Here is an 11,601-nt window from a genome sequence, read left to right as displayed (position 1 = left end):
CCCAGAAGGACTATGTGAGCTTGAGGTGTTACCCATGTCTGTGAGCTGAGTTGTTACCCATGTCCTTGACACGTACACCCCGAATGTCCGCGACCCCTTCGCTGCGCTACGGGGCAACCTGCGTCGGGCCACCTGCGGGGTTCGCCGTGAAACTCACTTCGCGCTGCGCGCTACGTTCAGACAATCACGGCGAGTCAGATGACGAAGCAAGCCTGTCCTTCGGCAGGCTTGCAACCCCGCAGGCGGCCCGACGCAGGCGCTGACATACGGGGAGTTTGCTCGGGCCTTCGCTGCGCTCGGCCGGATGTGGCCGCACTCGTGGCTATGGGCTTTGAGTGTGGTCGCAACCTACGCTTCTGGCTTCGCCTTGCACATAGTCGGCCAGTGACTCAGCGCCGTCGCGGATGGCGCGCAGTGCGTGAGCCATGGCTTGCGGACGTCGCAAGTCTTCTGGTGCATTGAGGCTGGCCAATGCAAGTTGGGCCAGGGCCCATATTTCGTTGCAGCCTTCCTGTACCCATCCATTGGTGTCGGTGATGGTGCGAGCCAGTTGCTCGAAGCTGGCGCGCGTGGGAAGAGCGGTGCGCTGATCGTTCATGTTTTCGTACTCCTGTGCGAGACGGAAACACCCGACCTGCGTTTTCAAGCGCAGAAAGGGTGGATGGGATGTTGAAAACACGCACACAGACGTGCGGGCAGCCTTGCGGGTAGCCCCATCCCATCCAAAACCGTGTGGACGTGCGGGTGCGATGCCCACTGTCCAAGTGTTCAGACGTGACGAGGCCTCTCTTTCGGGGAGGCTCTGCCGCTGTGTGTTGATGGTGTTTTCAAGCACCAGCCCCGGAACAGGGGGCCACCGAAATCATAGAGGCATTCCACAACCCTGCCTCAAACCCCAGGCCGAGCGAAGCGACGGCCCGCATCCACTCCCCGTATGAACGCGCCTGCGGCGTGGTGGTTGCGGGGTTGCAGTCCTGCCGAAGGACAGGACTGCTTCGTCAACTGACTCGCTGCGGTTGTCTGAGCGGAGTTCACGCAGTGAACGCAGCGAGTTCCGCAGCGAACCCCGCAACCGCCACGACGCAGGTTGCCCCGGAGCGAAGCACAGGGGTCGCGGGCATTTGGGCGCGTTTCTTTGCCGACTTTCTTGCCGCGCGGCAAGAAAGTCGGTCGGCCGCCGGGCCGAAACCCGGCCTCTGCCCGCAGGCCGGGCATGCCCTCACAAGCCACAAAAAGCCCCCCATCCAAAACACACCCAGACACACCTCTGTCATCCATTTCCCACACGCCTCCGTGTTTTCCCCAATCCCACCCCGAACCATCAGTCCTAAACTCACGCTTGTTTCAAGAAAAAAGTGTCATTTCAAATTTGAAACAGACACAAACCCCCTTCGATTGAGGTACGCCATGAACACCACGCCCTCCACAGGCCAGCTTGCCGGCCGCCGCATTCTCGTCACAGGCTCGGCGCGCGGCCTGGGCTTTGCGTTCGCCAAGGCCTTTTGCGAGCAGGGCGCGCGTGTCGCCATGGCCGATCTGCGCGAGGAGCTGCTGGCCGAGTCCGTGGCCCGGCTGCGCGCGCAGGGCTTCGAGGCGCATGGCTTCGGGCTGGATGCCGGCAATCCGGAGTCGATAGAGCGCTGCGCGCAGCAGGCCGTGCAGGCGCTGGGCGGGCTGGACGGCCTGGTGAACAACGCGGCCGTGACCGATTCGGGCGGCAAGGGCATGGACGACATCGATCTGGACAAGTGGGACCAGGTGATGAACGTGAACGTGCGCGGCGTGTGGCTGATGACGCGCGCCTGCCGCGCCGCGCTGCGCGACAGCGGCCGGGGCGCCATCGTCAACCTGGCGTCCGACACCGCGATGTGGGGCGCCCCCAACCTGATGGCCTATGTGGCCAGCAAGGGCGCGGTGATGGCCATGACGCGCTCCATGGCGCGCGAGCTGGGCGCCGACGGCATCACCATCAACGCCGTGGCGCCGGGCCTGGTGCTGGTGGAGGCCACGGAGTACGTGCCCGAGCACCGCCACCGCCTGTACATCGACCAGCGTGCGCTGCAGCGCGAGCAGCGGCCCGAGGATGTGTCGGGCGCCGTGGCCTATGCGCTGTCCGATGGCGCGCGCTTCGTGACGGGGCAGGTGCTGCCCGTCAACGGCGGCTTCGTCATGAATTGAAGGGGTTCGCCATGACCGACACCCCCTCTTCCGGGAATGCCGAGAGCGCCGAGAGCGCGGACAACGGCGCCGACAAGTACATGGTGCCCGCGCTGGAGCGCGGCCTGCGCCTGCTGCAGGAGTTCGGGCGCGGCAATGCCACGCTGGGCGCGCCCGAGCTGGCCCGCCGCCTGCAGCTGCCGCGCGCCACGATTTTCCGCATGCTCAACACGCTGGAGGCCATGGGCTTTCTGCAGCGTGCCGAGGGCAGCAATGACTACCGGCTGGGCCTGTCCGTGCTGCGCCTGGGCTTCGAGTTCCTGTCGTCCATGGACCTGACCGAGCTGGGCCAGCCCGTGATCGCGCGGCTGTGCGGCGAGATCCGCTATCCCTGCAACATCGTGGTGCGCGATGGCCGCTCCATCGTCTACGTGGCCAAGGTCACGCCGCCCACGCCGCTGACCAGTTCGGTGCGTGTGGGCACGCGCCTGCCCGCCCATGCCACGGCCCTGGGCCGCGTGCTGCTGGCCGACCTGTCCCTGCCCGAGCTGCGCGCGCTCTATCCCGAAGAGCACCTGGAAGCGCACACGCCCAAGACGCCGCGCACGGTGCTGGACCTGTTCAACCTGGTCGAGGCCGACCGCGAGCGCGGCCATGTGTTCAGCGAGGGCTTCTACGAAAGCTCCATCTGCACCATCGCCGCCCCCGTGCGCGACCACAGCGGCCGCGTGGTGGCGGCGCTGGGCACGACGGTTCCCGCGCCCCATGTGGAGGAGGGCCGTGCCGAGACCCTGATCGCCGGCGTCTGCGACGCGGCGGCCGAGCTGTCCGAGCTGCTGAACTACCGCCCGCAGACGCAAACGCAAACGCAAACGCAGACGGCACAGCTGCTTTCCCTCAATTACCGGCGCGCAGGAGGCGGCCATGTTTGATTCCCAACTCAAGGACACCACGGCCGTCGTCACCGGCGGCTCTTCGGGCATTGGCCTGGCCACGGTCGATCTGCTGCTGTCGCAGGGCGCGCGTGTCGCCCTGTGCGGGCGCAGCGCCGAACGCCTGGAGCAGGCCGTGCAGCAGCTGCGCGGGCGCCATCCCGAGGCCCGCCTGTTCGCCCAGGCCTGCGACGTGCTCGACGCCGCCCAGGTGCAGCAATTCGCGCGCGACAGCGAGGCTGCGCTGGGTCCGGCCTCCATCCTCGTGAACAACGCGGGCCAGGGCCGGGTCTCGACGTTTGCCAGCACCGACGATGCGGCCTGGACCGAGGAGCTGCACCTGAAGTTCTTCTCGGTATTGCATCCCACGCGCGCCTTTTTGCCGCAGCTCGAGCGCACGGCGCAGCCGGCCATCGTCTGCGTCAATTCGCTGCTGGCCTCGCAGCCCGAGCCGCACATGGTGGCCACCTCGGCCGCGCGCGCCGGCCTCAAGAACCTGGTGCGCTCCATGGCCACCGAGTTCGCGCCCAAGGGTGTGCGCGTCAACGGCATCCTGGTCGGCCTGATCGAGTCCGGCCAGTGGCGCCGCCGCTTCGAGGCGCGCGAGGACCGCAGCCAGGACTGGAACGCCTGGAGCGCCGACCTCGCCCGCAAGAAGTCCATTCCGCTGGGCCGCCTGGGCTCGCCCGACGAGGCCGCGCGCGCCATCTTCTATCTCGCCACGCCCCTGTCCTCCTACACGACCGGCAGCCACATCGACGTCTCCGGTGGCCTTGCACGGCAAGCGTAGTGCTCCAGCCCCTTCACCCGATTCAAAGCAGAACATGACTTCTTCCGCATCCAAAATCACCGTCGGCGCCGTTGTGGCCCAGTTCCTCGAACACTGCGGCGTGCAGGCCGCGTTCGGGGTGATCTCCATCCACAACATGCCCATCCTGGACGCGATGAATGCGCGCGGCCATGTCCGCTTCGTGATGGCGCGCGGCGAGGCCGGCGCCGGCAACATGGCCGATGCCTGCGCGCGTTCCACCTCCAGCCTGGGCGTGTGCATCACCAGCACCGGCCCGGCTGCCGGCAACATTGCGGGCAGCCTGGTGGAGGCCTATACGGCCGGCACGCCGCTGCTGCACATCACGGGCCAGATCGAGACGCAGTACCTGGACCAGAAGCTGTCGTACATCCACGAGGCGCCCGACCAGCTGACCATGCTGGGCGCCGTGTCCAAGGCGGCGTTCCGCGTGCGCAGCGCCGAGACCTGCCTGTCCACCCTGAAGGCCGCCGTGCAGGCCGCCATGACCGCGCCGACCGGCCCGGTGAGCGTGGAGATTCCCATCGACATCCAGCAGACCGTGATCGACATGCCGGCCGACCTGTCGCCGCTGCCGGTGGCCGTGCTGGCCCCCAGCGAGGCGTCGCTGGATGCGCTGGCCGACACGCTGGCCAAGGCACGCCGCCCGCTGCTGTGGCTGGGTGGCGGCGCACGCCACGCAGTCGCTGCCGTGCAGCGCCTGAAGGCGCTGGGCTTCGGCATCGTCAGCACGGGCCAGGGCCGCGGCATCGTGGCCGAGGACGATCCGGCCTCGCTGGGTGCCTACAACATCCAAAAGCCCGTGGAGGCCTTCTACCAGCGCTGCGACGCCATGCTGGCCGTGGGCACGCGCCTGCGCAGCAACGAGACGCTGAAGTACGAACTGAAGCTGCCGCGTCCGCTGCTGCGCATCGATGTGGACGCCGCCCAGCAGGGCCGCTGCTACGCCGATGACGGCTTTGTCTGCGGCGACTCGGCCCTGGCGCTGACGGGCCTGGCCGACCGGCTGGAGGCACGCGGCTACAAGGCCGACCCCGAGCTGCTGGCCGACCTGCGCCAGGTGCACGACGAGGCCGTGGCCACCATGCGCGACGGCCTGGGCCCGTACAGCGTGCTGGTGCAGGAGCTGCAAAAGGCCGTGGGCCGCAACTTCAACTGGGTGCGCGACGTGACCGTCTCCAACAGCACCTGGGGCAACCGCGAGCTGCGCTTTTTCGAGCCCAACGCGGGCGTGCACGCCACGGGCGGCGGCATCGGCATGGGCATGCCCATGGCCATCGGCGCGGCCGTGGGCGCGGCGGTCAGCGGCTCGGGCCGCAAGACGCTGGGCCTGGCGGGTGACGGCGGCTTCATCCTGAACCTGGGCGAGCTGGCCACGCTGGTGCAGGAAGAGTGCGACACCCTGATCGTGCTGATGAACGACCAGCGCTACGGCGTGATCCAGAACATCCAGGACGCCTCCTACGGCGGCCGCCGCTGCTATGTGGAACTGCACACGCCCGACTACGCGCAGCTGTGCGCCTCCATCCAGCTGCCCCATGCCCGCGTGCAGAACCTTGACGAGCTGCCGGCCGTGCTGGCCTCGGCCTGGCCGAAGAAGGGCCCCTTCCTGCTGGAGATCGACATGCGCGCCATCGGCAATTTCAAGGCCACGTTCTCGGGCCCGCCCGTGAACAAGCTGGACCAGATCCCGGCCACCACCACGGCGTCCAAGGCCGCCTGAGGCGGCTGGATTCGAACGAACGAGAGAGGCTCACCATGTCGAACCTGGAACTGCTCCCCATCAATATCGCCGGCGAATGGCGCCTGGGCGGCGGTGGCGAATCCACCACGCTCTATCCCGCCACCGGCGAAGTGGTGGGCCGCCTGCGCGCGCCCAGCCTGGAGGATGTGGAAGAGGCCATCCAGAAGGCCGACCACGCCTTCCGCACCAGCGGCTGGGCCCAGAAAAAGCCCCATGAGCGCGCGGCCGTGCTGCACCGCGTGGCCCAGCTGATCCGCGAGCGCGCCGAGCCACTGGCCCAGCTGCAGCGCCTGGACAACGGCAAGCCCATCAAGGAAACACGCATGCTGGTGGCCAGCGCCGCCGCCACCTTCCAGTTCTTTGCAGCCGCCTGCGAGACCATGGAGGAAACCATCACGCCCTCGCGCGGCGACTTCATGACCATGAGCGTGTACGAGCCCATGGGCGTGGTGGCGGCCATCACGCCGTGGAACTCGCCGATCGCCAGCGAGGCGCAAAAGCTCGCTCCGGCGCTGGCCGCCGGCAACGCCGTGGTCGTCAAGCCCGCCGAGGCCACGCCGCTGCTGGCGCTGGAGCTGGCCAGGATCTGCGAAGAGGCCGGCGTGCCCAAGGGCCTGGTCAGCGTGCTGCCGGGCCGGGGCTCGGTGATTGGCGATGCCATCACCAAGCATCCGCTGGTCAAGCGCGTGTCGTTCACGGGCGGCACGTCCACGGGCAAGCACATCGCCCACATCGCGGCCGACAAGATGATGCCGGTCTCGCTGGAGCTGGGCGGCAAGTCGGCCACCATGGTGCTGGCCGATGCCGACATCGACCATGCCGTCAACGGCGTGCTCTACGGCATCTTCAGCTCCTCGGGCGAGTCGTGCATTGCGGGCTCGCGCCTGTTCGTGGCGCGCAGCCTGCATGCCGAATTCATGCAGCGCCTCACGGCCAAGGCCGCCGCGCTGCAGGTGGGCGACCCGGCCGACGAGCGCACGCAGATGGGGCCGCTGATCACCGCCAAGCACCGCGAATCCATAGAGAGCTATGTGGCCCTGGGCCTGTCCGAGGGCGGCCGGCTGCTCACGGGCGGCCAGCGGCCCGAGGGCGCGCAGTTCGAGCGCGGCTACTACTACCGCCCGACCATCATCGACGGCGTGAAGAACGACTGGCAGATCTGCCAGCAGGAAATCTTCGGCCCCGTGCTCGTGGCCATGCCCTTCGACAACGAGGACGACCTGCTCGCCCAGGCCAACGACAGCGTCTACGCGCTGGCCGCCGGCATCTGGACGCGCGACTACAAGAGCGCCTGGCGCATTGGCCGCGCCGTGCAGGCCGGCACGGTCTGGATCAACACCTACAAGCAGTTCTCCATCTCCACGCCCTTCGGCGGCTGGCGCGACAGCGGCCTGGGCCGCGAGAAGGGACGGCTGGGCATACAGCAGTACATGGAGCAAAAGAGCATGTACTGGGGCTTGAACGAGAGCCCCATCGCTTGGGCAAATTGAAGGAGCACGACATGAGCGTACTGGGCATAGACGAAATCACCTACGGCGCGGACGACCTGGCTACCTGCCGCCGCTTCTTCCTGGACTGGGGCCTGGCGCTGGTGCAGGAAGCGGACGACCGGCTGGTGTTCGAGACCCTCAACGGCTGCCGCGTGATCGTGGCCGCCGTGGACCATCCCGATCTGCCGCCCGCCATCGAGGCCGGCCCCACGCTGCGCGAAGTGGTCTGGGGTGTGGAAAGCGAGGCCGATCTGGCGCTGTACGCCGGTCGCATCGCCGCGCTGCCGGGCTTCACACAGGGCCAGGGGCGCATAGGCTGCACCGACCCCAACGGCCTGTCCGTGCGCCTGCAGGTCACGCAAAAGCGTGATGTGGATGTGCAAGGCGCCGCCTACAACACCTGGAACCGCAAGGACCGCGTCAACCAGGCCAGCCCGGCCTACGAACGCGCCCAGCCCATCGAGGTCGGCCATGTGGTGTTCTTCGTCAAGGATGTGCAGGCCTGCGAGCGCTTCTACGTGGACAACTTCGGCTTTGCAGCCTCGGACCGCTACCCCGAGCGCGGCGCCTTCCTGCGCTGCGCGCCTGACGGCGGCCACCACGACATCTTCCTGCTGCAGCGCCCGGCCAAGGACGCGGGCCTGAACCACGTGGCCTTCACGGTGCGCGACATCCACGAGGTCTTCGGCGGCGGCATGCACATCTCGCGCTGCGGCTGGGACACCCAGCTGGGCCCGGGCCGCCATCCCGTGTCCTCGGCCTATTTCTGGTACTTCCGCAATCCGGCCGGCGCCCTGGTCGAGTACTACGCCGACGAGGACCAGCTCACCGCCGACTGGCAGCCACGCGAGTTCGAGCCCGGCCCCACGGTGTTTGCCGAATGGGCCATCGATGGCGGCATCGACGGCAACACCCGGCGCCAAAAGGGCGTGGGTACCAGCGACGGGAAATTCATCACCGACAAGCGGCATTGAGACCGCGCCTGACGGCCTACCCCCACAACCCAACCACCCCACGGCCCCCACCATGAACAAGACACGTCGCCAGGTTTCTCTTGCCGCTGCATTCCTGGCTGCAGCCACGCTGTCCGGCACCGCGATGGCCCAGGCCTATCCGGCCAAGCCCATCACCATCATCGTGGCCTATCCGGCCGGTGGCGACACCGATGCCATGGCGCGCCTGTATGCCGAGAAGCTGTCCACGCGCCTGGGCCAGCCCGTGCTGGTGGACAACCGCCCCGGTGCCAGCGGCACCATCGGCAGCGTGCATGTGGCCAAGGCCGCGCCGGACGGCTACACCCTGCTGCTGGCGCCCAATACCTTCGCCATTGCGCAGTTCGTGCTCAAGACGGCCTCGGGCTCCAGCTACGACGTGCTGCACGGCTTCACGCCCATCGTGCAGACCAGCGTGCAGCCCATGTTCGTGGCCACCAACCAGGCCTCGGGCATCAAGGACATGAAGACCCTGATCGCCCAGGGCAAGCGCGACGGCCTGACCTACGCCAGCCCCGGCAGCGGCTCGCCCATGCACATCCTGGGCGAGATGTTCAACCGCGCCGCCGGCACGCGCATCGCCCACATCCCCTACAAGGGCGTGGCGCCCGCCGTCAACGACCTGATCGGTGGCCATGTGCCCACGACCTTCATGACCTGGGGCCCGATTGCGCCCTACATCGGCGGCAAGGTCACCGCCCTGGCCGTGGCCGACAGCCAGCGCAGCGCGCTGGCCCCCAATGTGCCCACCCTGGCCGAGCTGGGCGTCAAGGACGTGGAAGTGTCCGCATGGCAGGGCCTGTTCGGCCCCAAGGGCATGTCGCCCGAGACCGTGAAGCTGCTGAACACGCACCTCAACGAGATCCTGAAGATGCCCGACGTGGTCTCCAAGATGGCCACCTTCGGCGCGCTGCCCGCAGGCGGCGAGCCCGCGAGGCTTGAGAAGACCAATGCAGCGGACTTCAACCGCTTCGGCAAGCTCATCAAAGACCTGGATATCCGCGCTGACTAAATGACCTACCCCCTGAGTCGCTTCGCGCCTTCCCCCAAGGGGGACGACACCCTCGGTGCGGGGCGGCCCTTCCTCGGTGTCCCTGAGGTCGGGCTGCGCCGGTTTCACACGATATGGGTGGCGGGCGACGCTCCGGGCAATGAAGCCGAACCACGATTCAAGACAGTTTTCGAAGGAGAGAACCATGGCCGCTGATCGCTATCTCGAGCCGCACCAGGCGCGCGAACGTGCCCCCACCCTGATGGAAGACCTGCTGGGCGATTCCATCGAACGCGCCTTCGGCGAAGGCGTGCAGACCCTGCCCGAACTGGTGGCCTATCTCAACCGCAGCGGCCCCGCCGGCGAGAACGGCCAGGCCTGGACCGAAGACAGCTTCCAGGCGCTGATGGCGCGGCTGGGCTATTGATACCGAGCAGGACTGGAGAGCCCCATGAACGTACAAACCATCACCATCGATCCGGTGGACGGCCTGCTCAACAAAGGCCTGAAGAACCTCTGGTACGCGGTCTGCCCCTCGGACTTCGTGAAGACCCAGCCCGTGTCGGTGCGCCGCTTCGGCCGCAAGATCGCGCTGTGGCGCGATGCCGCCGGCCAGGTCCATGCGCTGGAAGACCATTGCCCGCACCGCGGCGCGCCGCTGTCGCAGGGCGTGATCCTGGGCGACCGCCTGGCCTGCCCCTACCACGGCGTGGAAGTGCGCGGCGACGGCACGGTGACCAAGGTGCCCGGCAGCCCCGGCTGCAAGCTCGAAGGCTCGCGCGCGGCGCTGGCCTTCCATGCGCGCGAGGCCCATGGCGCCATCTTTCTCTACAACAGCGACAAGGCCGTTGACGAGGCGCCCGAGTTCACGCTGCCCGAGGAGCTGACCTCGCCCGAGTACTCCAACTTCCTGTGCTATGCCGAGTGGCGCAGCGACTACCGCTATGCGCTGGACAACGTCATGGACCCCATGCACGGCACCTTCCTGCACAAGCAGTCGCACTCCATGGCCGAGGGCGACAGCAAGGCCACGTTCCAGGTGCGCGAGACCGATGACGGCTTCGTCTTCGAGAAGGTGGGCCAGCGCGGCGTGAACTTCGACTGGACCGAGTGGGGCAGCACGGGCGTGCACTGGATGCGCCTGGAGATCCCCTATCCCAAGACCGGCGGCCCCGGCGGCAACTTCGCCATCGTGGCCTGCGTCACGCCCATCAGCGCCGACCTGTGCGCCGTGTTCTTCTGGCGCTGCCGCAAGGTGCAGGGCTGGATGCGCGACACCTGGCGCTTCCTGTACCGCAACCGCCTGGAGGCGCGCCACTGGGCCGTGCTGGAGCAGGACCGGATCATGATGGAGCAGATGGAGATGGACGCCAACGAGCGCGAGAACCTCTACCAGCACGACATCGGCCTGGTGCGCCTGCGCCGCCACCTGCGCCGCCTGGCCCAGGAGCAGATCGACGAAGGCGCCGCATCATGAGCACCAACCTCCAGGCCTTCGTGCACACGCTGCGCTTCGAGGCCCAGGACACCATCAGCGTGGACCTGCGGCCCGTGGCGGGCGGGGAGCTTCCCGCCTTCACGCCGGGCTCGCACATCGATCTGCACCTGCCCAACGGCCTGGTGCGCAGCTACTCGCTGAGCAACCCCAGCGAGGAGCGCCACCGCTACGTGGTCGGCGTGCTGCGCGACCGCGCCAGCCGCGGCGGCTCGCGCTGCGTGCACGAGTCGCTGCGCGTGGGCATGCCCATCACCATCTCCGAGCCGCGCAACCATTTCGCGCTGGACGAAAGCGCCGCGCACACCGTGCTGGTGGCCGGCGGCATCGGCATCACGCCGCTGCTGTGCATGGCACGCCGCCTCAAGGGCCAGGGCCGCTCGTTCGAGATGCTGTACTTCGCCCGCGAGCGCAAGGGCGCGGCCTTCCTGGAAGAGCTGCAGGCGCTGGGCATGCCGCTGCACCTGCACTTCGACAGCGAGGCCGGCGGCCCGCCCGACCTGCGCGCGCTGCTGGCCAAACGGCAGCCCGACGCGGGCACGCACCACTACGCCTGCGGCCCCACGCCCATGCTGGACGCCTTCGAGAAGTTCTGCGCCGAGCTGGGCCACGCCAACGCCCACGTCGAGCGCTTCACGCCCGTGGAGGTCAAGGCCGCCGATGACGCGCGCAGCAACTACACGGTGGAGCTCAAGCGCAGCGGCCGCTTCATCGAGATCACGCCCGAGAAGTCGCTGCTCGACACCCTGCTGGATGCCGGCATCCAGATGGACCACAGCTGCTGCGAAGGCGTCTGCGGCTCCTGCGAGACGCGCGTGCTCGAAGGCATTCCGGACCACCGCGACTCGGTGCTCAGCCCCAAGGAAAAGGCCAGCAACAAAGTGATGATGGTCTGCGTTTCCGGCTGCAAGAGCGAACGTTTAGTGCTCGATATCTGAGCAGGCAATCAGACCTGCACGGCAACAACCCACCACCCCCAAGCCCCCCAAGCC

Annotated in this window: 11 protein-coding genes; 10 read left to right on the top strand and 1 reads right to left on the bottom strand. The window is 67.8% G+C overall.

The genetic code is table 11. From position 1 onward, the window contains the following. Positions 1–322: 322 nt before the first annotated feature. Positions 323–598, bottom strand: a complete 276-nt coding sequence (locus BW39_RS30750) for a hypothetical protein (RefSeq protein ID WP_081816317.1) — start codon at positions 596–598, stop codon at positions 323–325. A gap of 809 nt (positions 599–1,407) precedes the next feature. Between BW39_RS30750 and BW39_RS29405 the strand changes: the two genes are divergently transcribed. The 10 genes from BW39_RS29405 to BW39_RS29360 all read left to right on the top strand — a co-directional run bounded on the left by BW39_RS29405 (position 1,408) and on the right by BW39_RS29360 (position 11,547). Next, positions 1,408–2,178 carry an SDR family oxidoreductase gene (locus BW39_RS29405; protein WP_012202888.1) on the top strand — a complete coding sequence of 257 codons (771 nt, stop codon included), beginning with the start codon at positions 1,408–1,410 and terminating at the stop codon, positions 2,176–2,178. Positions 2,179–2,189: 11 nt separating this feature from the next. Beyond that, entirely contained in the window at positions 2,190–3,089 is a 900-nt protein-coding gene (locus tag BW39_RS29400; RefSeq protein WP_043825872.1) for an IclR family transcriptional regulator, read from the top strand. Further along, the gene (locus BW39_RS29395; RefSeq protein WP_016452046.1) at positions 3,082–3,879 is read left to right on the top strand and encodes an SDR family oxidoreductase; all 798 of its coding nucleotides are present in this window, start codon (positions 3,082–3,084) and stop codon (positions 3,877–3,879) included. Before BW39_RS29400 ends, BW39_RS29395 begins: the two co-directional genes overlap by 8 nt. Before the next feature lie 34 nt (positions 3,880–3,913). Next, complete coding sequence (locus BW39_RS29390; protein ID WP_043825870.1) at positions 3,914–5,620, top strand: thiamine pyrophosphate-binding protein; 1,707 nt, start codon at positions 3,914–3,916, stop codon at positions 5,618–5,620. 35 nt (positions 5,621–5,655) lie between these two features. Continuing rightward, positions 5,656–7,131 (top strand): aldehyde dehydrogenase, encoded by a 1,476-nt coding sequence (locus tag BW39_RS29385; RefSeq protein WP_034389880.1) that lies wholly within the window; start codon positions 5,656–5,658, stop codon positions 7,129–7,131. 11 nt (positions 7,132–7,142) lie between these two features. Continuing rightward, positions 7,143–8,105, top strand: coding sequence for a VOC family protein (locus BW39_RS29380; RefSeq protein WP_013804506.1), 963 nt, complete (start codon positions 7,143–7,145; stop codon positions 8,103–8,105). A 52-nt stretch (positions 8,106–8,157) separates the two neighbouring features. Continuing rightward, positions 8,158–9,135 carry a Bug family tripartite tricarboxylate transporter substrate binding protein gene (locus BW39_RS29375; RefSeq protein WP_013804505.1) on the top strand — a complete coding sequence of 326 codons (978 nt, stop codon included), beginning with the start codon at positions 8,158–8,160 and terminating at the stop codon, positions 9,133–9,135. A 184-nt stretch (positions 9,136–9,319) separates the two neighbouring features. After that, positions 9,320–9,541 (top strand): recombinase-like helix-turn-helix domain-containing protein, encoded by a 222-nt coding sequence (locus BW39_RS29370; RefSeq protein WP_012202895.1) that lies wholly within the window; start codon positions 9,320–9,322, stop codon positions 9,539–9,541. A 24-nt stretch (positions 9,542–9,565) separates the two neighbouring features. Beyond that, positions 9,566–10,591, top strand: coding sequence for an aromatic ring-hydroxylating oxygenase subunit alpha (locus tag BW39_RS29365; RefSeq protein WP_043825868.1), 1,026 nt, complete (start codon positions 9,566–9,568; stop codon positions 10,589–10,591). Further along, positions 10,588–11,547: a PDR/VanB family oxidoreductase gene (locus tag BW39_RS29360; RefSeq protein ID WP_043825865.1), complete on the top strand. Its 960-nt coding sequence runs from the start codon at positions 10,588–10,590 to the stop codon at positions 11,545–11,547. The genes BW39_RS29365 and BW39_RS29360 overlap by 4 nt, the downstream gene beginning before the upstream one ends. Positions 11,548–11,601: the final 54 nt, after the last annotated feature.

It is taken from the genome of Delftia sp. RIT313 (genome assembly GCF_000632165.1).
Lineage (GTDB): Bacteria > Pseudomonadota > Gammaproteobacteria > Burkholderiales > Burkholderiaceae_C > Comamonas > Comamonas acidovorans.
This window is presented reverse-complemented; position numbering and strand designations above follow the sequence as displayed.

Bases quoted from the DNA above. Each gene is read 5' to 3' on its own strand.
- BW39_RS30750 (WP_081816317.1), bottom strand. From the start codon at position 598: ATGAACGATCAGCGCACCGCTCTTCCCACGCGCGCCAGCTTCGAGCAA.
- BW39_RS29405 (WP_012202888.1), top strand. From the start codon at position 1,408: ATGAACACCACGCCCTCCACAGGCCAGCTTGCCGGCCGCCGCATTCTC.
- BW39_RS29400 (WP_043825872.1), top strand. From the start codon at position 2,190: ATGACCGACACCCCCTCTTCCGGGAATGCCGAGAGCGCCGAGAGCGCG.
- BW39_RS29395 (WP_016452046.1), top strand. From the start codon at position 3,082: ATGTTTGATTCCCAACTCAAGGACACCACGGCCGTCGTCACCGGCGGC.
- BW39_RS29390 (WP_043825870.1), top strand. From the start codon at position 3,914: ATGACTTCTTCCGCATCCAAAATCACCGTCGGCGCCGTTGTGGCCCAG.
- BW39_RS29385 (WP_034389880.1), top strand. From the start codon at position 5,656: ATGTCGAACCTGGAACTGCTCCCCATCAATATCGCCGGCGAATGGCGC.
- BW39_RS29380 (WP_013804506.1), top strand. From the start codon at position 7,143: ATGAGCGTACTGGGCATAGACGAAATCACCTACGGCGCGGACGACCTG.
- BW39_RS29375 (WP_013804505.1), top strand. From the start codon at position 8,158: ATGAACAAGACACGTCGCCAGGTTTCTCTTGCCGCTGCATTCCTGGCT.
- BW39_RS29370 (WP_012202895.1), top strand. From the start codon at position 9,320: ATGGCCGCTGATCGCTATCTCGAGCCGCACCAGGCGCGCGAACGTGCC.
- BW39_RS29365 (WP_043825868.1), top strand. From the start codon at position 9,566: ATGAACGTACAAACCATCACCATCGATCCGGTGGACGGCCTGCTCAAC.
- BW39_RS29360 (WP_043825865.1), top strand. From the start codon at position 10,588: ATGAGCACCAACCTCCAGGCCTTCGTGCACACGCTGCGCTTCGAGGCC.